We start from the raw sequence: 22,431 nt of genomic DNA on the forward strand, positions 1-22,431 counted from the left end.
TTGGTGGCTGGCTTTGTGATTAAATGCCGGGTAATACCAGCAAAACAAAGCTAAGGGTTGATGTATTGATAATGTTATGTCTGTAACTGCATTCCGTATTTTGTGCTTTTGCCTGGTGCCTGTGGGTATATACCTGCTGGTGCAAACCATACGTATGCTCAGGAAAACCCTTAGCGGGCAGGTGCTGGCCGAGGTTCCATTATCGCAGGAGGCGGCGACGTTCAGCATACCGGTAAGCGGTACGTACGCCTTATGGCTGAATGCGGAACTGCTGAGCCGTTTCCCGGGGCAGTACAGGTTCAACATCAGCCATGAAATCGGCGGGCAGCAGGTACCGCTGCATACCTCTGTATTTAATCCGCACGTGAACGGGTTTAAAACCGGGCGTATGGAGTTGTACAAGTTTTCGGCACAAAGCGGCAGCTACCGGCTATCTGTGGATAAGACCACGGGAAAAACCAATGCGATTACGGCAGCGCTCAACTGGCTTGCAGGGCAACCCGCAGATGCCAGCCGGTACTCCGTACAGGTAAGGGAAAGCCAGCCCACCTACAAAATGTTTTTGTCTATTCCAATGTTTACCCTGTCGCTGGGTTGTATCATAGGCGGCTTTGTATTGGGCTGTTTGGCGCCGCAGGTGGCCCCCGTTCTGTTTAGTCATTAAAGCTGTACCTGTACCGGGTTTGGTTGATGATAAACAAAGCCTTGCTTTTGCTGTTGGTTCAGCAACTGATGAGAGCCCTGTTTACCATTACCTTACTGTTACTGCTGATGCCAACCTATAGTGATGCCCAGGATGCGGACCTGCACCTGAATGCCCGGAACCAGATTACCCTGCAAAAAAGCGATTACCAGTGCAGCAATAATTACGACCGTACCAAAGGCTACGCCAAGTGCTATAATGTGTTTGATGCCCCAAAGCATTTGATAAAGGAGCTGAACATGAAACTGCACCTGCCCGATAGTCTGAAGACCGCCGCCAACCGCCCGTATATTTACCATTCGGCTACCTATGGCGATTACCTGATTGGCGATTACCAGGCAGGCAAGCCCTACAACGGCTTTTTTAAGCAGGACGGCGCAGCCTTGGACTGGATGATATACAGCTTTTACCAAAACGGGCAACTAATAGAGCAGCTTTATAACGACCAGTACAATACCGTAACCGCCCGTGAGGATACCGAAGAAGCCTATACCACCCTGGATGCCCGCAATACCTTTACCAATGGCGTATTAACCAACGGTATAAAACTAAGCACCATTGAAATAAAGGGTGCTGCGGCCGAACTGGTACATGCGGTAAAAAACGGTAAAACTGATTTTTTTGTGGTCGGGTTGTTTGCCATGCATTACGGCGAGTTTATACGCGTAACACCTGAGGCCAGCGGCTATTTGCTGCAAAGCTCGCTGAGCGCCCACCAACTGCACCTTACGTTTAACGCACAGGGCAGGCGGCTTGAAGTGCTGAACAGCAACGGCAAAGCCGATAACACCATTGAATACCTGCACCATGAGCTGGCCGACCAGCCCAAACTTAGCCGCCAGACCCCGCAGGTATATATTGAAAAGAACGGCAGGCTGTATATTGAACAGGTGAAGGATATACAGGCGCTGGAGCGTGAAACCCGGCGGGAGGAAAACGGCAACGACGGCAGCCCTTTCCTGTACAAGATGGCGCAAAGCCTGTTCACCCTTCGCCCGCTGAACAAAGCCTTTTTTGTAAGCATGCTAAGCGAACAGTTCCAACCCGGTGGCAGGCCCGACTACCTGGGCCAGTACCAGTATTTTGAAGGCAAACCCTACGGCATTATTTACACCGCCGGAACTGCCCCCCACACCTACAACCTGCGCACCTACCAAGCCGGCAAACTGATGACCGACAAGGCCTACAACATGCAGAACAAAACCCTGGCAGAGATAAAGGCGGCGTTTAAGGCAAGGAAAAAGTGAGGCTGGTTTACAAATTGACTATTGACCATAAGTAATTTCGTTATTCAACCATTTGTCAACATTCTTTTCCCAAAAATCATCAGCACCACGATACTCCCCGGTATCGTTCATCGCATCATCTATGCCGTCACAGAAGCCCACTTCGTAGGCATTCTTCACCAGTTTGCGCACTTCATCTAATGTAAAGCTGGTTTTCGCATTGCTGGATGATGCGCTTTTCTTTCTTACTGCCATAGCTTCTTATAATTGCCTCCGCCTAAAAACTCAATCAGTCCGTTATCTCTTAATAATTGTAATTGCTGCCTTATTTTGGCTTCTATGTGATTATTGTTAGGAAACCTATCTTCAAGCACAGGAACAAATCTATTGATGTCTACAATGGTAAATTGAGTAGCTTTTATCTGCATCAGGCATTCAAACACGGCCAACTGCCAACCCTTCAGTGAAGTTGTAATTGTATTGATGCCGCCTGTATAAATGTCAGTTGTGTTGGTTGTAGTTTCTGATTCTATATTAGGTATGTGCACCCGCTCAGCAGGAGGTATTTTCGATAAAATTTCCTTTGCCTGATTAATTTTGAATGTTGTTATTTCACCTGTAATCTCATCCTTCAGCAATGCTTCATAATCGTTTATAATTTGATTGATCAGTACAGGTTCATCAATCAATACGCCGTATTCATAATTATGAATCAAGCCATTGTTGGTTAAATTAGCAGATGTTACAATGGCAAATTTTTCATCAAATACATAAGTTTTAGCGTGAAGCTTTTGATAATTACTTACTGTTCCGCCTGTATCTATAATGCTGGATAGTGCATTAAGGTCAGAGGCTCCACGGTAATAGTTTTGTAGCTTAAAGGAGGTAATTAAGGATAGATTAACACTTTTTAGTTTAACATCCAGCAAACGGCTAACAACACCGGCTTTTACATAAGGTGCAGCAATCTTAATTGAAGATTTTGCACTGCTGCTTAAATCATTAAAAGTGTCAATCCAAGGGTTTTTCAGTAATCGCATTGTGATATTGGCTTTGGATAATCCAGATCTAATATATCATATCTGCTTTAAGTAGCAGCTACACAATTATACTTTACAAAAATATTTTAGAAAATCTTTCCCATTCCCATCTTTTGAAATACAAGTGTTGAAAAGACGGCACTCAAGTCATGCCGGATATATATTCATAAACAAGCACAAGCCAGTATACTGACAAGAGCTTGTCAGTGTTCACAGGTGTTCACGAGTGTTCACGCACCGTGAACGTGAACACCTGAAAGGTAAAATAAACTTATGCTGGCAGTAGGTGCTGTTTCCCGCAAAAGCCGCGTTAACTGATGATGTAGCTGTCAGTAAAAACGAACAGTTCCTTCTGTTAGCAGGGCTTGGCCAATAAACATAGGGGAGGGCAATAGTAAGAGCAGCCTTCAAGCCGCCATTTTAAGGCCGCTCTTGTATTCAATCACTTCAGCTATTATCAATTAAATTATGGTAACAGCGGTCTGCACTCGGCAATTCCCGGTAAACTTTTCTTCTTATCGCTTATCCCATTACGGGTAATAAAATGTTAATCAGGTAAAAGCAGATCCTGCGCTCTTGGCCGTGATCCAAACAAGGCGTAAGAAAGCATCAACAACTCACAGATAACAGACAGGCTCCATGTCCACCGCCAGGTGCCAAAGATATCTGCCAGACCGCCCTGCAAAAGCGTAAACACGGCGCCGCCAAATACCGCGGACACAAAAACGCCGGATGCCCTTGAGGTATATTTACCAAGCCCCCTGATGGAAAGTGAATAGATGCAGCTCCACATAGAGGAATGCAATAGCCCAATGGCAACCAGGAACCATAAATTTTGGGTTGCTATTGCCAGAACCGCACATAAGGCCGCCAGTATGGTGGTTACCGTTAGCTGCCTTCGCGCCGAAACACGGGTAAGGAAACTTGATATGCCTCTGCCCACTAAAAATCCGCCCCAGTACAAGGTAGATAATAAGGCAGGTATACCCAAATTCAGTCCGCCGATAATGAGCTTGGTTTTACCAAAAAAGGTCATGGGGTGCCCTGCCTGCATCAGTTCAAACGCATGAAGATTGATATTGGCCCCAATGGAAACCTCCGTACCTACATAAAAGAAAATTGCCATTACACCTAAAGCAAAGTGTTTAAAAGACCAAATACTGCGCTCCAGTTTTTCACCTGCAACTGTCCGTGTGTTTGGAATATCGGGTATGTTAAGGCTGCTGGTTATCAAAATAACGGTAATTATGCAAACAATAAAAACGGATAGCGGCAGCAATAGCTGCTGGATGTGAATGTGTATGATTGGAATGCCGCTAAACATAACAAGCGTAACAAAAAATGGCGCCGAGGTGGTGCCTATGGAATTAATGCCTGTTGTGATATTCAGGCGCTGCACCGGCTGCGTGCCTTTTAAATCGTACGAGGCTACGTAAGGATTAACCACCACCTGGATGACAGCTGCCGACGTGCCCATTAAATAAGAACCCGCAAGGAAAATAATAAAGCCGTAGGGTATAACCACATTGGTAAAATGCAGTTCACGATGCGGGTAAGTATACCCAAACCACGATGAACACAGGTACATCAGCAGGCCGGACAGGATAAATAAAAGCCCCCGTATCAGCGTTTTTTTATACCCTGCCACATTAACCCATTTACTGCCTAATGTTCCGTTTATCAAATAACCCAAAAAAAAGAAGAAGGAGATCAGCGTGGTAAGCGTGTTCTTTAAGCCTCCGGCCTGATTCAGGTAGGCAAATTTTAAGGGCGCTTGTAACTGTTCATTAACGGTTGTTAAAAAACCGACGATGAAGTAGATAAATGTAACAATGGCGTAGGGTAATATACGGTTGCCGGATTTTGTTTCCATGTTTAGTGAAGCAGGGGATAAACAATAAATTAAGCCGTTAGCAATTTCAGCGTTTCAGAAATGCCTTTATCTTTAATGGCGTTTACGAAATTCAGGTATACAGGTACAAAGGTTTCTGCCGTTTTAAGGTTTAAACTCTTAAAAGCCGATAAATTCAGGAAATCTGCTGCACTATCGCTTTCAATTAATTGTTCATCCTCAACAGATTTTGCTGGTTCCAGTATGTCATAGGCCTGCCCTTGCTCATCCAGCTGATATTTAAGGTAATGCCGGTAAGCGGCGATCAGGAAGGCCAAGCGTGTCAGGTCTTTCCGATCCTTTATCATTTTGGCTAAGTTAGGCACAATATACACCGGGAATTTGGAGATACCATCGGCGCATAGCCGGCTGACCTGGTCACTTATAGACCGGTTGGCGAATCTTTCCAAAAGTGTTTGTTTGTATTTTTCTAAATCAATACCAGCCGGAGGCGGCACATACGGGGATATGTCAATATCCATAAAATCGCGGATGTACCGGCAGATATCATCATCCCGCATCGCTTCATCTACTTTACGGTACCCTTTCAGAAAGGCAGGATAGGATAAAAGCGTATGGGAGGCATTTAAAAGGCTCAGTTTCATGTTTTCGTAGGTAGTTACATCCGCAGTAAACGCTACGCCAACTCTTTCTAAAGCCGGCCTGCCACCTATAAAATGGTCTTCTATTACCCACTGGCAAAAGTCCTCGCAATGTACAGGCGCTTTATCGTTCGCACCGCTTAACTCATTCAGCTTTGCAATATTTTCAGCAGTTGTTGCAGGCGTTATCCGGTCAACCATACTGTTAGGGAAAGTTACATGGGCTTCTGCCCATTCTGCTAAATCTTTATCCTGAGCTTGTATAAAGGAAATAAAAGCTTTTTTCGCCGTATCTCCGTTGTGCTGTAAATTATCGCAGCTCAGGATGGTAATGCCGCTGCAGTTACCCGCTCTGCGTTTTCGAAGCCCCGCCGCTAAAAACCCGAATACTGTTATGGGTTGATCCTTGTAATGCAGGTCATGTTTAATTTTTTCATCTTCAAAATCAAATTCATTGGTTTCCTTATTGATGTTATAACCGCCTTCTGTAATTGTAAGCGTAATAATTTTTATAGTATCTTCTGCAATTTTTTGTATAACCATTTCGGGCTGTTCAACACCCCAGATCAACTCCCGTAACGAACCTATCTGATAAACTTCATCCCCGCCATGCCTGCCGCAAACCGTAAGCGTATATTCAAGATTTTGTGACCTTAAGTTTTCGACCACATTTTTATCGGATGGCAGCAGGCATACGCCGCAGACGCCCCAGTGCTGCTGATCGCTGTCTTCCAGCAACCTGTTGATATAAAACTGCTGGTGTGCCCTGTGAAAGTTGCCAACACCGATATGCAAAATTCCCAGCCGGATTGCTTCGGGTGAGTAGTTATAAGGAATAACGTTCATTTATGATGTTTACCAATTGGTTTAGTAAATTAGTCAATCCTGATCGTTAAGCAAATTTTAAAGAGGGAAAAGGGTTTGGGAACGTTACCAATTATCTGCAAACGTTCCCAGAAAAGAGTTTTTGGTGATTACCCGGCGATTGTACTTAATTTTCAGCATTTTACCCATTGAAATGATAAAGCGTATAACCCTGAAAGATTTGTCAAAACATTTGTTGCTCTCAACGTCTACAGTATCAAGGGCGTTGCTAAATGACAAGAACATACATCCTGAAACTAAAAAGAAGGTATTGGAAGCTGCAGATCGGCTCGGTTACAGACCTAATCCTGCTGCTTTGAGTTTAAGGTATGGTCAGTCTAAAAATATAGGCCTTGTTGTCCCGGAAATGGTGACTACATTTTCGGCAACTGTTTTGCGTGGGATCCAAAACATTTTAGGCAGTGAGGGATTCAAGATCATCATCATGCAATCGGATGAAAATCCCGTTATTGAAAGGCAGAACCTTTTGCTGTTGGAAGGCTATAATGTAGATGCTATTATCATTAACTTATGCCACGAAACCCAGAATGATGGACTGTACCGGCAGCTCATAGCCCGGGGAACGCCGTTAGTATTTTTTGACAGACTGCCCCGCGTTGATTTAGACGTTTCAAAAGTTGTTGCAGATGATCATATCAAGGCATCGCTTATGGTGGAGCATCTGATTGCAACCGGCAAGCGGAGAATTGCCCACATCATGGGGCCATCTTCTATCCAGAACGCGAGAAACAGGGCAATGGGCTATAAAAATAGTCTGAAGAAGCACAATATTTATGACAGGGAGTTAATTGTGAAAACTGAGGGAACGGAATTTGCATGTGGAAAACAAGCAATACAGGAGCTTATGCGTAAGAACGTAAAGTTTGATGCTATCTTCGCATTTACAGACACGCTGGCTATAGGTGCAATGAACTATTTGCTTGAACAAAATATCAGCATTCCCCAAGAGGTCGGTATTGCCAGTTTTTCAGGGACAGAGCTGTCAACTATTGTGCATCCGCAATTAACAACGGTTGAGCAGCCGTTATTTAAAATGGGAGAAGCGGCAGCTGAGCTGGCGCTGGAAAAAATCAAAAATGCGTCTGCCATTAACAGAACAATTTACTTGGCCTCAGCCTTGGTTTATAGAGCTTCTACCGAACGGATCAACAGACAATTGTAGATAGATTTACCGGATGAAACTTTTTGGAGCGGTATTAGAAGCAGAACTTTATGCCAGCAGTCTGCGTAAAACGCTTCCTGCCGGAGCGGTAGTCATGCAAGCTAACAGCTATATCCGTTATATACCAGTGGTGCTCAATGGCAGCCTGCGGGTAATGCGCCAGGATGATGAGGGTAAAGAAATTTTACTCTATTACATTAAAACCGGCGAAAGCTGTATCATGTCTTTTTTAGCCGGTATACATGATGACACCAGTAAGGTTAAACTGGTAGTGGAAGAAGAATCGGAAGTGCTGATGCTGCCTGTTGCGAAGGCCAGTGAGTGGATCAGGATTTATCCGGAATGGGCCGATTTTATTTTTAAGCTTTATCATAAGCGTTTCGAAGAACTGCTTGATGTTATCAACGAAGTTGCCTTTCAAAAATTAGATGACCGAATCATTACGCTTTTAAAAAGAAAGGCAGCCGTTTATGCATCGAACGAATTTACCATTACGCATCAGCAGCTGGCCGAGGAGTTAGGTACCACTCGTGAAGTAATATCCAGGCTGCTCAAACAAATGGAGCAACAGCAACTCATTAAGCTTTCCCGAAATAAAATCATTTTATGTATTCCTCTGTAACATAGGTTACCAACTACTGGTTTACCAACGGCTACTTTTGTTTCAGCAAACAAAAATGGAAGTAACAGGATACGTATCAGCGCTGTTTATTGGTTTATTCTTAGGCCTGTTCAGCGGCGTATCTATCCTCACCGTTGCGGTATTGGTTTGTATTTTTAGCATAGCCCCGGTTATGGCAACTACCTGCTCACTTTTAGCAGTGGATATAACCAGTGCCGCGGGGGCTGCCAGTTTTTATCAAAAAGGAGATGTTAATTTGAGGATAGCTTTCCTGTTTGGTACGCCTGCCCAGATTGCCGTATTTGTGATGCACAGAAGGGTAATGCCCACCATGCCGCAACATCTTTTTAGCATTGGCTCTTTTGCAACTGCAGGCATCATTTTTAGGGACTATTTGCGTGCATTTATTAATGAGGCTAAATTAAAGCCCGCGTTTGGGTGGTTTGTACTGCTCATGGGGCTGTTTGTGCTGTTTACCACAATGTATAATTAAAAATATGAATATCCTGTTAAATCCCTGGACTTGGTATGTAGCAGGGCCATTAATCGGCCTTATGGTGCCCGTCTTATTGTTATTGGGCAATAAAGTGTTTGGTATATCCGCTACGCTGCAGCAGGTTTGCGCGGCCTGCATTCCGGCTAATATTACCTTCTTTCGGTACGATTGGAAAAAAGACAGCTGGAACCTTTACTTTGCGGCCGGTATCATCATCGGTGGCTTCATCGCTACCTATTTTCTTTCCGCTCCGGGGCAGGTGAACATCAGTGCCGCTACCACCGCCGTGCTCCGGCAAGAAGGGGTTAAGGATTTTAACGGTATGTTGCCTCAGGATATTTTCAGCATTAGCCAACTATTCACCGTTAGAGGGTTTATTTTCACGGTTGTTGGTGGTTTCCTGGTTGGGTTTGGTACCCGTTATGCGGGGGGCTGTACTTCCGGCCATGCCATCATGGGGCTATCTTCGCTGCAATGGCCGTCGGTGGTGGCTACCGCCTGTTTCATGATTGGCGGCTTCGTCATGACCTGGTTCATTTTACCTTATCTTTTACAGCTATGAAGAATATAAAATTCTTACTATTGGGCCTTATATTCGGTATTGTACTGGTTAAATCGCAGGTCCTATCCTGGTTCAGAATACAGGAAATGTTCCGCTTACAGGCATTCCATATGTATGGCATTATCGGCAGTGCCATCATCACCGGTATGATTTCTATTCAGCTAATCAAGAAGTTCAAATTAAACACAATACAGGGTGAGCCGGTGGTAATTCCTAAGAAAAAGTTTCACTGGGGAAATGTATATGGCGGATTGATTTTTGGTTTGGGCTGGGCCATAACCGGCGCTTGTCCGGGGCCGTTATATGCCTTGGTTGGTAGTGGCTACCTGGTTATCACTGTTACACTGCTGAGCGCCATTGCCGGCGCCTGGGTTTATGGTTTGTTAAAATTGCATCGGCCTGTATAAGTTAACACAAAAGTTTTCTTATATAAAATCGCAATTAAAAACAGACATTTAAGTGCCTTTAAAGCTCCATTTTTGCTAAACAGCCTTTTTAGCTTGTACCAGCATGGCATGCAGCACCTCAGTAGAAAAGCCGTGTAACAGCAGCCTAAACGCTGCACCATAAGTAGGCAGCGGAATCATAGGGTGCTTGTTGTTTAAGGCTGTCAATTTTTCAGGGCAATCCATAATGGTACTGGCATAAATGCCGATTACCTCATCCAGTTGTAACGAATTGGTGGCCCGCCAAAAATCATTATCTGTAAGGTAAAACTGATAGGCGGGGGTAAAGAGTTCAATGGCTGTTGCCAGGTCTATCACGTTTGTCCACTTGTCCCTGAAAGCGGCAAAAGGAATTTCACCGCTACCAATAGCGCTGAAATCAGGATTGTCTTTTTTTTCAATCCGTACTTTTTTATCAGCAACCGCTTTGTTCAGGTTGATGATGAAATTATAAAGGTTCAGGTCATGTTCCAGAAATATATTGTCTTGCACGTCGGCCACTTCCAGCGGCTTTAACGGATTCATGGGTATGTGCTCTGCACCGTCAACATTGTCTTTAATAAATCTCAAAATTTCAGACCCTAGGTAAAAATGCCGCAGGATTAGGAAATTGGCTTCGGGCGTTATAAAATACTTCATGCCGATGTACAGGCATTTGTGCAGTGTTTTGGGCGCATTAATTAAATTGGGCACCACAATTTTAAACAGTTGCATCAGTATAATGGCCAAGCGGGCCAGCACTTTGGCAACCGGATACAAAAACTGCCGGCTTCGTGTAGAAGAGTCATATAAAAATGCGGCCTTGGCATCGGCGTTAAAGGGAACGCTCTTATCCAAGAATAGCGCATGCCAGTGGCTGGGGTTGCGCGGTTCATGAACCATGTTGTCATAATATTCTCGGGTATGCAGCATTGCGGTGGTATTTTTAAAAGTTATCCAGTTCTTCGAGTTGCAGGGTATATAACCGGGCTACGGTTTTGGCCGTCTTTACAATTTTTTCGGCCATAAACTGTGTTAACAGATCTGATTGTATAGCGTTCTCGAAACGTTCAAAATGGTTATCGTTACTATCACTGGTTTCGTGGTATAAGAAGAACGATACCTGTTCTGTGTTCAGGCTGAGCTGTTGTTGTATAGCACGGCCCCACTTGCCCGATACCCGGTTGCCCAAACCTTCGATCACAAACATGCCGCCCAGCAGATCAAACGGATTGGGCTGGCTGGCCCGGTGAAACATATAAGCGCTCAGCGCCTCGCTGCCTATGTTTTTACTGCCGGTTTGAATGTCCTCAAGCTGGCCGCCGCATTGCAGGTAGTTTTTTTCCAGCAGCTGGTAATCGCGGTGCTCGTCAGACGAGTGGCGGATAAAGGCCGACCGTACTTCGAAATACTCCATACTTACGTTAGAAGCCGCGCGGGCTATCCATTGCGACCCGTCAATAACCTGCTGCCTTAAGTTAACCAGCAGGCGCTTATACTGCTCAAGGGTAAGCGTTCCGTTAAATATTTTTTGTACCACCGGCACCTGTTGCAGGCCGCGCTCAAAATCAAACCATAAACCGGTTAACTGCCTTACCAGCCACTCCTGTACCGGCTTTTGCTGTACATTGATCTGAGGCGGCAGTATGGCAGCAATATCTTCGTTCGCATGGAAACCGGCAAGTACGCCTCCTGCCTGTTGCACCGTAAGCAGCATATAACTGGACAAAAAACGACCGCTTTCGGGCACCATGCATAAAATTTGCTGCCCGTGTTTAAGCTTGCCGCTATTCAGGAGTTCATGCAGCATAACATAAACTGAGGCAGAACCGATGTTACCTACTGTATACAGGTTGGTAAACCATTTTTCGGCCGGTATGGCAGCACCGCCTTTGCGGAGCAAATCCATAATCTGCGGTTTAAAATGATGTGAGGAATAATGACAAACCAGCCAGTCAATCGCCTCCGGCTTAACTACTCCCTTATCCACCAGTTCGAAAAAATGCTGAATTCCCAGTTTAACCATATTATCCACCAGTTGCATATCCTGCTTCAGATTAACAGCTCCGCAGGCATTGGCCTCGGTTAGGTTGTCATAATCGAGCCATGTTTTGCCAATTGTACCATTAGCTTCCTTATGCGTGCCGGCATACATGCAAAGTTCATAAGCATGCGCATAGGATTGCAGTTCGATCCATTCAACTTTAAGCGAAATGCCCAAGGAAGACGGTTCCTGTTGCAACAGCAATGCACCCGCGCCATCGCTCAGCATCCACCGCAAAAAATCAGTATCGGCCGGTAAGGTACCCCCATTTTCATTCAGTTCATGCTGGCCTTCAAAGCGCTTGGCTTTAAACATACGGCTGGGAAGTTCGGCCGCGCAGCAAACGGCATTACGAGCCATGCCCGCCTGCACCTGCATAAAAGCGCTTTGTATAGCCATCATACCTGCTGCACACACACTCTGATGCGACACCAAAGCGCACTTGCCAATCCCCGATTCGGCATGTACCATACTGGCAAAACCCGGAACCGGCAAATCGCTTTGTGTAGTGGCCGCGCTCAGCAAATTCACATCATGGCTGCTGACCGAACTACCGCCGATGCAGTTTTTCACCGCCAGTGCTGCCATTTGATAAGCCTGATGAGTGGTATTCTGCTCTGTATCCAAAGCATAATACCGCCGCTTAATGCCGTTCTTACGTAGAAAAACAGCCTTCATCCGCGATGGTATTCCATCAATCATGCCCAAATAGTTTTCCATTTCTTCATTTTCAACAGGATGGTTAGGTAAAAAAGAACCTGAGGCCGTGATGTAGACGTTTTTGGGCAGCATATAGGTTAAAGATAAAACAGCTATTTCATCCTGCAAGTGATTCAACAAAAAAAGTTAATATATATTCATTTAGGTAAAAAATGAAAACAAATACTACGTCTCTTTGTAATCCAGGTTGGAAGACCGCTTAATATATAGAAAATAGCAAAGTTGATTCAATACTTTGAACCGAATAAAAATTATCGCTTGCTGTATCAAAATTTAGATTATTAAGTAAGCTCCATAACAAGGGGGGTTTTACCAAGCGTGTTCAAGCTACAGGCCAAATTAAGCACTATCTTTTGTGAAGGTCGATTAAATCAGGGAATACCTTTCGCCTATTCAAATCTTTTAAAAGTGCACTTTGAAGATGCGCTCATTTAGCAAGTGCGCCAATAACTTCTGCATTTGCGAATTATTCATTCATTGTTCCACCATCACATTTGAGTAATTAATTATCATTAACGTATTATTGAAATCCTTTTCAGCAATGATATGTTTCCGCTTAAAATAATGAAAATTTAGCTTTACGACTTTTCTTTGCTGTACTTAATTGGCCGTGCTTTTCAACGTTGACAACATACCTGCCAGTTGCCGCACTATATTGGCTTTGTAGAGGCCCGATTGCAATTTTAATAGCCTTACTGCAATTTCATCACTAATCCATTGGTATTATGAAAGATTGTCCTAAACTTGACGCTAACAAAAGCATCTTTTCTTCGGACTTTGAGCTTTGCCGTCCACACTGCAGTGTGGGCGGCACCATAAAAACTTCTTGTGCTCAAGAACATAATGCCGTTATTCAGGGCGAAATGAATGTTGATTACACTTGCTTTTTCATCGTTGGTTGACTTCCCTAAACGGATGGTATGTGCATATAGCGCAAACTGGAGTCAGCCCCGGGGGGATATTATTGCCCAAAGGGCTTTTTCTCTTGTTTTCAGCTATGTAAATTTCTTAAGTGGTACAAAAGTGATATATTCCTTTAACTGATTTTTTCCAAACGGCTCAATTTGCTTGCTTATATCGCCTAAATCTCGGCTTTAAAGCAATTTTAAAGCCGAGATTTAACGGGCTCAGCAACGCTTAAGATTAAAGCCGGAAAGATAGATTGTTTTAATCCCTCCAGCGGTAATGCCGGTTCAGGCGGCAAGCCAACGGCCTGATGCAGCCACTCGATATTAAAGTATGCTTAAGATCATTGTAAATCCTGTGCTGCAAACTCAACCTTTGATATAAGCCGACACGCCTACCCCAGTTCTCCTATTGCCTTTTTAAACTGAGTTACATAATTGTTGTAATCCACCTTGGCGGTTACCAGCTGGGTATAACTCTGCTGCCACAGGGATTGTGCCTGCAGCCAGTCGGTAGCGGTAATGGTGCCTGCTTTCAGGCGGTCATTGGCCAGGCGCAGGTTTTCTGTGGCTTGCTGCAGGGATAAAGCGTTTAACGCCACGTTCTTTTCGGCCTCGGTAAGGTTGTTATAATTGCGCCTGATGTCTAATGTGATTTTCTCACGGCCCTCATTCAACTGGTAACGCCGGGCCTGTGTTCTGATTTCCTGCTGCTTTACCGCCTTGCGGTAGTTGCCCCAATGAAAAACCGGCACCCGCACACTTAGCAAAGCCAGCCATGCTGCCGAGCTGTTACCTATACTGATAGGTGCCTGATTTTCTCCCAGATAAGAACCAATAAGGCCAACGGCGCCTGGTGTGCTGGAGTTGGTGTAAAAACCATATACTGCAACAGCTACCTGCGGCAGCTGATTAGCTGCTGCCAGTTTGGTTTGTATTTCTGCTGCTGCTACCTGCTTTTGCAGTAACTGCAACTCCGGCCTTTTAGCTGCATTATTGTCAAAGGCAGAGTCGGGCGGCAGTACAACCGGGTTGTAAGGAACGGTATCCAGCACATCAATCTGATGCTGCAAACCTAAGCCGGTAACTTGCAGCAAATTAAGTTTGGCCAGCTTTAAGCCGTTTTCCGCCTTTAGCAGTTGTAATTCGTTCTGGTTATACTGCACCTGTACCTGCAGCACATCATTTTTAAACCGGGTGCCGGCACGGTAGGCGTTGTTTATATCGTTGAGTGCACCATTCAAATACTGCTTTGATTTTTTCAGGGCAATAATCTGCTCTTTAAGAGAAACCACCTGCCAGTAGGCGCTGTCTGTTCTTACAATAATGTCTGCCCGGGTTCGTACCTGTTGCAGCTGCTGTACATCTGCATTCAGGCTGGCTGCTTTTATGCCGTTGCGTACTTTGCCGCCGTTGTAAATTAGTTCGGTAACTGTGCCTGAAGCCGAAGCGGTTCGCTCGGGCAGGTATTTGCTTAAGGGTTTGCCGAAATACAAGCCGGTTGCCGATGCATCTACCGAAGGCAGGGCATTGGTTTTAGCACGGTCAACTCCCAATTTGGCTATCGCTATGGAATCTTTCTGAATATTGATCTGATTATTTTGTTTCAGGGCCAGTTGCCGGCTTTGCTCTAAAGTGAGCCGCTGCTGGGCAGAGGCCGCCTGGGTAAGCAAGGCCAGTAACAAACCGAGGCAGTACAGCTTGCTTTTATAATGGAATAACGATTGTAAGGTCATTGATTAAAAACTTAACTATATTGTTTTACACTGCCGGTTGCGGCTGCTTTGCATCTTCCTTTTCCTCCTCATCCCGCTCCTCCGGCTTTTCCTGTTCAGGCTTAATTAGCTTGAAGTAAAGGATAGGAATAATAAACAGCGTGAAGAACATAGATACAATTAAACCAAAAGCCAACGAACTGCCCAGCGGCGCCCATAGCGGCGAACCGCCCACAATCATGGGCGTAACGCCCACAGCTGCCGCTGCGGTGGTTAAAAATATGGGGCGCATACGGCGTTTTGCTGCATGTATGGCCGATTCTTTAATATCCAGTCCTTCATCGCGGCCCATTTCATCAGCAAAATCAACTAAGATGATACCATTCCTTACCACGATACCAATCAGGCTGATGATGCCCATAAAGGCGGTGAAGCTAAAGGCGTTGCCGGTAACCAGCAGCCCGGTGGCGGCGCCCAGCAAGCTTAGCGGGAAGGTGCACAGGATGATAAAGGTCTTTTTCAGGCTCCTGAACTGTATCAGCATCGTCAGGAAAATAAGCACGATACTACATAGTAATGATTTGCCTAATCCGGGCGTGTTTTCATCGGTAGCTTCCTGGTCGCCGCCGTATTGGATGTGCACGCCGTAGGGCAATTTCATTTTTTCAATTTGCGGTTTGATTTCCTTCAGCATATCAGCTGCCACCACGCCGTTCTGCGCTTCTGAAAGTACGGTAAGCATACGCAGCCCGTTGCGGTGCATGATATTGCCAATATGCCACTCCGGCGTAAAATCGGCCACGTCTGTAAGCTGTATCTTGCGCCCCTGCTGGTTGCTGATGTGTACAGTGCGCAGCCGGTCGAAGTTTTTGCGGTAACGGTCATCATATCTTAGCACAATGGATAGCGGAGTTTTGCCCTCATACAAAGTAGATACCGGCACCCCCTGCAGGCCGCCACCTATGGTTTGCGTAATCTGGGTGCTGGTAAGATTTAGCCTGCGGGCCTGGTCTTGTTTGATGTGAGCGCCGATGGCGGCATAATCTTCCTCAAAATCATCTCGCACCCAGTTGGTACCTTTCAAATGGCTTATCATGGCTTTAACGGTATCACCTACCTTCCGCAAGTCATCAAAGTTTTCGCTGATGATGCGTACTTCAAGCGGCGCCTTTGCATTCAGGAACGTGAGGCGGTGCACCCGAACAAAGCCTTCGGGCAAAAAGTTGTGAAATTTGGTGATGTATTCGGTAGAAAGTTCATCCGTGGTGCCGTTATCAGTAGTATTAATAAAAATCTGGGCGTAGTTTTCACGTGGATTTTCGGGCGCGTAAGTGGTATAAAACCGGGGTGAACTGGTGCCGATAAAGCTGGCCACCCGCGTAATGCGCTTATCGCCTTTAATGGCAGCTTCTACCTTTTTTACGGCGGCGGCGGTTTGTTTATAAGGTGTACCTGGCGGCAGCCATATTTCCAGGTTAAACTGATCGCGTTCGGCAATGGGCAAAAATTGCTGCTTTACCTTGGTCATCAAAAATACACCTAAAAAAACAGCGGCTATGCCCAGGCTGATGATCAGGGTAGTATGTTCGAAAGCCCATTCCACCGCTTTATCATACTTTTCCTGCACCCGGTCGAGGATAGACTTTTTCTGTTCCTTCTCTTCTTTATCGTCATCTTTCTTCAGGCCTTTTTTAATGGATAAGAAAGCTATTGCAGGTACAATCAACATGGCTACTACAAAAGAGGTGCTTAATGCAATGCCAATAATAATCGGCAGTGAGCCTACAAACTCTTTCTGCATCCCCGGAAGGAATATGGCCAAAGGCGCAAAAGCAAAAACAATGGATATGGTAGCCGTAAGTACCGGTATAAATAATTGCGTAGCACTTTTCCAGGCCGCCTCCCAGGGCTTGATGCCATGATCCAGGCGCTCTATATAATTATCAACCACCACAATGGCATCATCTACCACCATACCTAATACAATGATTAAACCTGCCAGCGTGACCTGATGCAGCTGCAGGCCCATGATGTTGCTGATAGCAAAAGTTACCATGATGGACAGTGGGCAGGATATGGCTGATATTAACGCAATACGGAAGGGAAGAAGTATAATCACCACTACAATTACCGAAACAATGGCAATGGCAAATTCAATCAGAAAGTGCTTGATGCTTTCGGCTACTACTTCAGGCTGATTGACAATGGTAGTAACTTTTACATCGGGCGGCAATTGTTTTTTGGCCAGAATGAGCTGCTTATCTATCTCCTTACCAAACTCCGTCATATTATTACCTTTTTGCATCTCGATGCTGAGCATAATTACGGGCAGGTTACTCATCTGTATGCTCTGCACCGTATCCTGATAACTGCGGCTGATGGTGGCTACATCGCGCAGGCGCACAATATTAGCCGCCGAGTCAGTATATATGATTTGATTGCCGACATCATTGATGCTCTTAAACTGATTGTTGCCAAACAGGGGCACATTATTCTGCGAGAGCTTTACCTCGCCGCCGCCGCTGGTTTGATTTTGATTTTTCAGCACATCAGCCACCTGGTTAAAGTCAACATTGTACTGGCTCAGCTTTTGGTCATCCACTTTTACCAGTATCTGCTGCGGCAAACCGCCAACCCGTGTGAGCCGCGAAACCTTTTTGTTGACCTTAACATTATCCTCTATGCGGTCCATCAGTTTGTCCAGTTCCGCGTAGCTGCGCTTTGGAGAGGATATGGATACCAGCATGGCAATGGTTTCGCCAAAATTGCTGTTCACAACAGGGCCTTGTACATTTTGAGGCAGGTTTTGTGCCTTGAAACCATTAAGCCCATGCTGCAGCGTAGCCCAAACCCGGTCGGCGTCCTTAACCCATTCGTTCAGTTCAATGTTGATATAAACGATACCTTCTTTGCTGGTAGAATACGTTTTTTCACGTCTCACCTCCTTAAAGGAAAAAAGAAACTGCTCCATAGGCTTGGTCAGTTCATTTTCAACCTGTTGCTCGCTGGCGCCCGGATAAGCGGCATAAATAAGCGCCTGCCTTACCGTAAACTCCGGGTTTTCACTGCGCGACATTTGCAGCAGTGATAAAATGCCCACCAGCACCAGCATTACCGCTATGGTAAATGATACGGTGCGGTAGCGCATGGAGGCTTCAATCAGGTTGAAGTTTTTCTTGTTTTCGGCCATAAGTATGTGCGCTGTTTAGCTGGAAGTTATTGTTTGATGGCAACGGCCTGCCCGTCCTTCAGGCGATACTGCCCCTCAATGACCAATAGGTCCCCGTTTTTAAGGCCATCAGTTACTGAAATCTCATCGCCTACGGCCTGGCCGGTGGTAATGCGGCGGCGTATGGTGATGTGCTTCCGCCGGGCCGAATCCACCAAAAATACATAAGAAAGGCCATCCTGATCATGCACCACCGCTTTGGGCGGAATGGTGATGTAATTCACCCTGTTATTGGTTTGGAGGTTAATTTCCGCAATCATGCCGGGCAGCAGCCGGTGGCGGGCATTGTCAAGCCTTATTTTAGTACGGAAAGTATTGCTGTTCCTGTCGGCTTGGGGATTAATGCTGGTTACTTTGCCTGTGAATGCCTGGTTAAGCGTAGGAATATTTACCTGAGCCGTATTGTTGCGCATGATATTGCCTATCTCTGTTTCTGGAACGGTCATGGTAGCGTTCACATGATCTATGGCATCAATCATGAAGGCCTGCGCGCTGGGTGAAATCTGGTTACCTACCTCGGTCATTTTGCCGGTTACAGTACCGCTGATAGGCGCATACAGCCGGGTATCGCTTAACTGTTTGGCTGCCGCTTTGCGGTTGGCAAGTGCGGTAAAATATTGAGATTCGGCAGTAACAAAATCTTTGGGTGTAAGGCTGCCTTTCTGATACAGTTCTTTGCTGCGCAGATAGGTATCCTTTGCCTGCAGCAGGTTGGCATCTGCCTGCTGCAGCTGATACTGGTAATCGCGAGGGTCAAGCGTGGCCAGCAACTGCCCTTTTTTAACAGCCTGCCCCTCATCCACCAGCACCGAAGTTACCCGCCCCTGAACAGAAAAGGTTACCTGCGCTGTTTTTTCAGACTGTATGGTTCCGCTTAAATTTAAAGTTTGATTTTTTTCTGTGGGTGCCAGTTTAATCACGCTAACCGGTGCAACGGCCGATGCTTCGGCATCAGACCGGTTATCTTCTTTTGGCTTGCATCCGGCAAGCACCAGCAGTAAACCCAGCAACAGGTAAATATTTTTCATTGAAAATAGTATCTGAAGAACAGACAAGAAATGGTCAACAGCCCAATCCGGCAATTAGTTTGCTGAAAACAGATATTTAGTCAATTGAATGCGCTATTTCAATGGGGTATCACAGCAGGCAAATTCAGGTACTGGCTAACCGGGTATACTTCCAAAGCATACAGCTAAGTAGAAGTCATCTCATCAATGGCAAAGCGTTACATGTGCATTGTGAATGAGTTGAGTGATATGCAGTGAAATAGGCGTTGCAAACGCCGGAAAAAATTAAGCGGCTCCGTTTTAAACTACAAGTGTTGGAAAGGCATTGTATGCTTTAGAAACACACACCTGTGGGCATAAATGCTGGCCAGTGCTTACAGTAATAACTTTAATAAGGAGTGTGTTTACTATGTTCTTGTCTTTCCAACATTTATGATTAAAAACGAGCGAAAGTACCGATAAAAACAAAAAACCCCCTAAATGATGCCATTTAGGGGGGGATAAGCTGGTACGCTTAAAGTGGTATCAGCTGGAATCGAACCAGCGACACAAGGATTTTAGTCATATGATATACCCCTTCAATGTGTTGGCAATCAGTGATTTATAAAGTAAATATACATTTTCGTAAGTATTTCGCAAATTAAATATTGTAATATTTTAGTAGCATCAGCAATCAAGACATTCAAAAAATTGATTGATGTTCAATATATTGAGTGCCTTTATGAATTTTGTAATGGTAGCGGTATTTATGCCCTTGACAAAATTTTAGCACTGGGAACTGAACACTGTTTATTGCCCAGTGGGTATGTATAGCTATTACTAATCTGTTGTTGTGTTAACTTTTCAATGTAAAAGGCAAACTGTATATTTCATCTTGTAGATCTGGATTATGATTAATTCTTACATAGTTAGAGCCTGTTTAAATTTCAGCGGGAATAAATACTAAGGTCATCTGTACAGGGGTTAGGATTACATTTAATTGTTGTGACCAAACTTCAAGAAAGATGTATTCAACGGATGTAACAGATGCCCAGTGGCAATTTATAAAGAAAACGTTAATGTTAGCTGAAAGAAAGCGAACACGCAGCTTGCGCGAGATATGGAATGCCATTCTGTATTTAGTGAAGACGGGCTGCCAGTGGCGGATGCTGCCTAAGGATTTCCCTAAATGGCAGTTAGTTTACTATTATTACAGTAAATGGGCTGTGCTGGAATGGTTTGACCTGTTACTGTCCAAACTTAGAGAAAAGGTACGGTTAAAGATGAAGCAAAACCCTGAGCCTACCTTGGGCATCATGGACAGCCAGAGTGTAAAGTGGGGTAACAACCGGGCACTGAACGGTTATGACGGCAACAAGAAAGTAAAAGGTATCAAGCGGCATGTCATTGTGGACAAGAACGGCTTTCTGCTGGCCGTGATGGTTACCATAGCAAGGGTACATGACAGCAAAGCGGTTATCTTACTCATGCGGGTGCTGAAGGGTTTGAGCCTTCGGCTGAGGGTGCTGCTGGCAGACGGCGGCTACCGTGGCATTATCATAGAGCAAGTCAAAAGAGCATTTGGCTGCCTGATACAGATCGTGATGCGTTCTGATGAGCAGGGTGCCTCTTTCAAACCCATTCCACAAAGATGGGTAATCGAACGCTCGTTTGCTTTGATGGATAATGACAGAAGATTGTGCAGAAACTATGAACTGCTGTTGGAAACCGCAGAAGATATGGTCAAACTTTCCGCTATAAAATTATTGTTGAATAAAATTTAAACAGGCTCTTAATTGTTACATTTCAATTTGTGATTAACTACTAGGAAACGGAGCTTTAAACAACAAATAGTTATAACTTATTGGAATAGAAGTTCGATTCCCCTACGGGCTACCAATTAAAATTATATTCGCTTGTAAATCAATTATTTACAAGTGGGTATTTTCTTTTTCGGACATATTTCGGACGATACCTTTGATTTGGTATGACCAACATGCTCTTAGAATTATTTTAATTCGCATTCGCACATAATACTCAAGTTGGGAGTATTATAACAATTTAATATTGTCGCTAAATGCTATTGTTAATTCAAAGGAGAGATGTGGTATTAATTTAACGATTGATTAAGTTCACTCGACCATACGTGTTTAATTAATGGTCTTTTGCATTTCAATGATTTTATCCAATTATATCTCATCAATAGGATCCAATTGTATTCTAATTTGTGTAGAAGGATGATTGAATGAACTTATAAGAAAGTTAGCTGTAGCATAGTCCTTAACATTAATATATAAGGCACCAACATCTTCTTATCAAATGCAGCATTGTTTCATTTGTTGTATATTTGCTGGATGGCAAGTAAAGAAAGTTCTCTTTTAGACAAGTATGGTATAGGAGTTTCAATTACTTGTGCCGTACATTGTACAATATTACCTGTATTGATTAGCTTTGCACCTCTCGTGGGATTTAAAATGTTCACTGGTAAGGTTGTTGAATTTAGCTTAATTTGTTTGTCAATAATTATCGCTTGTTGTTCATTATTGAAGTCCTATCAAAATCATAGAAACCTATTACCAATAATGATAGCTGTTATAGGTCTTGGCTGCATTATTATAGGGTACCAATTGCCATCTGTATAGGAAATCTATTTGCTGAGTTTAGGCGGAATACTGATTGCTGCGGCTCATCTGCTCAACTGGCGCAGCAGTAAGTGCTGCATGGCATAATCCCGCATAAGTTAAAAATGCAACTGAGGTGCAATTACATATATTTGTAAACGCATGGAACAGAATTTTCAGAATATATTACAACAAAATCAACTTAAAGTTACTGCCACACGGTTAAGTGTGTTAGAACTTATCGCTTCACGCAACGCGGCTACCTCCCAGCCCTATCTGGAAAAGAACATTAACAAAGAAATTGACCGAGTAACGCTTTATCGCACCCTACGTACTTTTGAGGAAAAAGGCATTTTACATAAAGTTATTGATTTGAATGGAACGGCAAACTATGCCATGTGCTCGGACAATTGTACGGCAGGACACCATCACGACGAGCATTTTCATTTTAATTGTACCCAATGCCATCAGTTGTATTGTATGAACGATTTCCATTTTCCGCCGTTTCAAATGCCTGCCGGTTTTAAGTCACAATCAATTAACCTACTGATTTCCGGCACCTGTGCACAATGCAACAAAATGGATAATTAATTAAGG

The 22,431-nt window shown here is 44.5% G+C and carries 19 protein-coding genes; 10 read left to right on the forward strand and 9 right to left on the reverse strand.

The window, feature by feature from the left end; translation table 11 throughout:
* The first annotated feature begins 76 nt into the window (after positions 1–76).
* A complete protein-coding gene (locus ACY652_RS08900; protein ID WP_462267993.1) occupies positions 77–664 on the forward strand; it encodes a hypothetical protein in 588 nt (195 codons plus the stop codon).
* A gap of 68 nt (positions 665–732) precedes the next feature.
* On the forward strand, positions 733–1,950 hold the full coding sequence (locus ACY652_RS08905) for a hypothetical protein (RefSeq protein ID WP_462267995.1): 1,218 nt from the start codon (positions 733–735) through the stop codon (positions 1,948–1,950).
* An 18-nt stretch (positions 1,951–1,968) separates the two neighbouring features.
* On the opposite strand, the gene ACY652_RS08910 is transcribed toward ACY652_RS08905, so the two are convergent.
* From ACY652_RS08910 to ACY652_RS08925, 4 genes are all read right to left on the reverse strand, one after another.
* Positions 1,969–2,184 (reverse strand): hypothetical protein, encoded by a 216-nt coding sequence (locus ACY652_RS08910; RefSeq protein WP_462267998.1) that lies wholly within the window; start codon positions 2,182–2,184, stop codon positions 1,969–1,971.
* Positions 2,175–2,969: a phospholipase D-like domain-containing protein gene (locus ACY652_RS08915; protein WP_462268000.1), complete on the reverse strand. Its 795-nt coding sequence runs from the start codon at positions 2,967–2,969 to the stop codon at positions 2,175–2,177. Before ACY652_RS08915 ends, ACY652_RS08910 begins: the two co-directional genes overlap by 10 nt.
* A 547-nt stretch (positions 2,970–3,516) precedes the next feature.
* A complete protein-coding gene (locus ACY652_RS08920; protein ID WP_462268002.1) occupies positions 3,517–4,842 on the reverse strand; it encodes an MFS transporter in 1,326 nt (441 codons plus the stop codon).
* 29 nt (positions 4,843–4,871) lie between these two features.
* Positions 4,872–6,308: a mannitol dehydrogenase family protein gene (locus ACY652_RS08925; RefSeq protein ID WP_462268004.1), complete on the reverse strand. Its 1,437-nt coding sequence runs from the start codon at positions 6,306–6,308 to the stop codon at positions 4,872–4,874.
* Positions 6,309–6,480: 172 nt separating this feature from the next.
* On the opposite strand from ACY652_RS08925, the gene ACY652_RS08930 reads away from it, so the two are divergent.
* Genes ACY652_RS08930 through ACY652_RS08950 form a run of 5 tightly spaced genes read left to right on the forward strand, consistent with a single transcriptional unit; the run spans position 6,481 to position 9,596 of the window.
* Positions 6,481–7,509, forward strand: a complete 1,029-nt coding sequence (locus ACY652_RS08930; protein WP_462268006.1) for a LacI family DNA-binding transcriptional regulator — start codon at positions 6,481–6,483, stop codon at positions 7,507–7,509.
* Between the two features lie 13 nt (positions 7,510–7,522).
* On the forward strand, positions 7,523–8,131 hold the full coding sequence (locus ACY652_RS08935; RefSeq protein ID WP_462268008.1) for a Crp/Fnr family transcriptional regulator: 609 nt from the start codon (positions 7,523–7,525) through the stop codon (positions 8,129–8,131).
* Between the two features lie 55 nt (positions 8,132–8,186).
* Positions 8,187–8,624: a TSUP family transporter gene (locus ACY652_RS08940; protein WP_462268010.1), complete on the forward strand. Its 438-nt coding sequence runs from the start codon at positions 8,187–8,189 to the stop codon at positions 8,622–8,624.
* Between the two features lie 4 nt (positions 8,625–8,628).
* Positions 8,629–9,189 carry a YeeE/YedE family protein gene (locus ACY652_RS08945; RefSeq protein ID WP_462268012.1) on the forward strand — a complete coding sequence of 187 codons (561 nt, stop codon included), beginning with the start codon at positions 8,629–8,631 and terminating at the stop codon, positions 9,187–9,189.
* A complete protein-coding gene (locus ACY652_RS08950; protein WP_462268014.1) occupies positions 9,186–9,596 on the forward strand; it encodes a DUF6691 family protein in 411 nt (136 codons plus the stop codon). The genes ACY652_RS08945 and ACY652_RS08950 overlap by 4 nt, the downstream gene beginning before the upstream one ends.
* Positions 9,597–9,671: 75 nt before the next feature.
* Here the strand turns inward: ACY652_RS08950 and ACY652_RS08955 are convergent, their stop codons facing one another.
* The 5 genes from ACY652_RS08955 to ACY652_RS08975 all read right to left on the reverse strand — a co-directional run bounded on the left by ACY652_RS08955 (position 9,672) and on the right by ACY652_RS08975 (position 19,255).
* Positions 9,672–10,547 (reverse strand): DUF6999 family protein, encoded by an 876-nt coding sequence (locus tag ACY652_RS08955; RefSeq protein WP_462268016.1) that lies wholly within the window; start codon positions 10,545–10,547, stop codon positions 9,672–9,674.
* Positions 10,548–10,560: 13 nt separating this feature from the next.
* Positions 10,561–12,450: a beta-ketoacyl-ACP synthase III gene (locus tag ACY652_RS08960; RefSeq protein ID WP_462268018.1), complete on the reverse strand. Its 1,890-nt coding sequence runs from the start codon at positions 12,448–12,450 to the stop codon at positions 10,561–10,563.
* Positions 12,451–13,678: 1,228 nt separating this feature from the next.
* Entirely contained in the window at positions 13,679–15,019 is a 1,341-nt protein-coding gene (locus tag ACY652_RS08965) for a TolC family protein (RefSeq protein ID WP_462268020.1), read from the reverse strand.
* A gap of 25 nt (positions 15,020–15,044) precedes the next feature.
* Positions 15,045–18,188 carry an efflux RND transporter permease subunit gene (locus ACY652_RS08970; RefSeq protein ID WP_462268022.1) on the reverse strand — a complete coding sequence of 1,048 codons (3,144 nt, stop codon included), beginning with the start codon at positions 18,186–18,188 and terminating at the stop codon, positions 15,045–15,047.
* Positions 18,189–18,214: 26 nt separating this feature from the next.
* On the reverse strand, positions 18,215–19,255 hold the full coding sequence (locus ACY652_RS08975) for an efflux RND transporter periplasmic adaptor subunit (RefSeq protein ID WP_462268024.1): 1,041 nt from the start codon (positions 19,253–19,255) through the stop codon (positions 18,215–18,217).
* Between the two features lie 983 nt (positions 19,256–20,238).
* Here ACY652_RS08975 and ACY652_RS08980 point away from each other — a divergent pair.
* The 3 genes from ACY652_RS08980 (at position 20,239) to ACY652_RS08990 (ending at position 22,425) form a co-directional block, all read left to right on the forward strand.
* Positions 20,239–20,997, forward strand: a complete 759-nt coding sequence (locus ACY652_RS08980) for an IS5 family transposase (RefSeq protein ID WP_462268026.1) — start codon at positions 20,239–20,241, stop codon at positions 20,995–20,997.
* Between the two features lie 570 nt (positions 20,998–21,567).
* Positions 21,568–21,855 carry a MerC domain-containing protein gene (locus tag ACY652_RS08985; RefSeq protein ID WP_462268028.1) on the forward strand — a complete coding sequence of 96 codons (288 nt, stop codon included), beginning with the start codon at positions 21,568–21,570 and terminating at the stop codon, positions 21,853–21,855.
* 141 nt (positions 21,856–21,996) lie between these two features.
* The gene (locus ACY652_RS08990; protein ID WP_462268030.1) at positions 21,997–22,425 is read left to right on the forward strand and encodes a Fur family transcriptional regulator; all 429 of its coding nucleotides are present in this window, start codon (positions 21,997–21,999) and stop codon (positions 22,423–22,425) included.
* Positions 22,426–22,431: the final 6 nt, after the last annotated feature.

Source organism: Mucilaginibacter sp., assembly GCF_965200995.1.
Taxonomy (GTDB): Bacteria; Bacteroidota; Bacteroidia; order Sphingobacteriales; family Sphingobacteriaceae; genus Mucilaginibacter.

Bases quoted from the DNA above. Each gene is read 5' to 3' on its own strand.
- ACY652_RS08900 (WP_462267993.1), top strand. From the start codon at position 77: ATGTCTGTAACTGCATTCCGTATTTTGTGCTTTTGCCTGGTGCCTGTG.
- ACY652_RS08905 (WP_462267995.1), top strand. From the start codon at position 733: ATGAGAGCCCTGTTTACCATTACCTTACTGTTACTGCTGATGCCAACC.
- ACY652_RS08910 (WP_462267998.1), bottom strand. From the start codon at position 2,184: ATGGCAGTAAGAAAGAAAAGCGCATCATCCAGCAATGCGAAAACCAGC.
- ACY652_RS08915 (WP_462268000.1), bottom strand. From the start codon at position 2,969: ATGCGATTACTGAAAAACCCTTGGATTGACACTTTTAATGATTTAAGC.
- ACY652_RS08920 (WP_462268002.1), bottom strand. From the start codon at position 4,842: ATGGAAACAAAATCCGGCAACCGTATATTACCCTACGCCATTGTTACA.
- ACY652_RS08925 (WP_462268004.1), bottom strand. From the start codon at position 6,308: ATGAACGTTATTCCTTATAACTACTCACCCGAAGCAATCCGGCTGGGA.
- ACY652_RS08930 (WP_462268006.1), top strand. From the start codon at position 6,481: ATGATAAAGCGTATAACCCTGAAAGATTTGTCAAAACATTTGTTGCTC.
- ACY652_RS08935 (WP_462268008.1), top strand. From the start codon at position 7,523: ATGAAACTTTTTGGAGCGGTATTAGAAGCAGAACTTTATGCCAGCAGT.
- ACY652_RS08940 (WP_462268010.1), top strand. From the start codon at position 8,187: ATGGAAGTAACAGGATACGTATCAGCGCTGTTTATTGGTTTATTCTTA.
- ACY652_RS08945 (WP_462268012.1), top strand. From the start codon at position 8,629: ATGAATATCCTGTTAAATCCCTGGACTTGGTATGTAGCAGGGCCATTA.
- ACY652_RS08950 (WP_462268014.1), top strand. From the start codon at position 9,186: ATGAAGAATATAAAATTCTTACTATTGGGCCTTATATTCGGTATTGTA.
- ACY652_RS08955 (WP_462268016.1), bottom strand. From the start codon at position 10,547: ATGCTGCATACCCGAGAATATTATGACAACATGGTTCATGAACCGCGC.
- ACY652_RS08960 (WP_462268018.1), bottom strand. From the start codon at position 12,450: ATGCTGCCCAAAAACGTCTACATCACGGCCTCAGGTTCTTTTTTACCT.
- ACY652_RS08965 (WP_462268020.1), bottom strand. From the start codon at position 15,019: ATGACCTTACAATCGTTATTCCATTATAAAAGCAAGCTGTACTGCCTC.
- ACY652_RS08970 (WP_462268022.1), bottom strand. From the start codon at position 18,188: ATGGCCGAAAACAAGAAAAACTTCAACCTGATTGAAGCCTCCATGCGC.
- ACY652_RS08975 (WP_462268024.1), bottom strand. From the start codon at position 19,255: ATGAAAAATATTTACCTGTTGCTGGGTTTACTGCTGGTGCTTGCCGGA.
- ACY652_RS08980 (WP_462268026.1), top strand. From the start codon at position 20,239: ATGTATTCAACGGATGTAACAGATGCCCAGTGGCAATTTATAAAGAAA.
- ACY652_RS08985 (WP_462268028.1), top strand. From the start codon at position 21,568: ATGGCAAGTAAAGAAAGTTCTCTTTTAGACAAGTATGGTATAGGAGTT.
- ACY652_RS08990 (WP_462268030.1), top strand. From the start codon at position 21,997: ATGGAACAGAATTTTCAGAATATATTACAACAAAATCAACTTAAAGTT.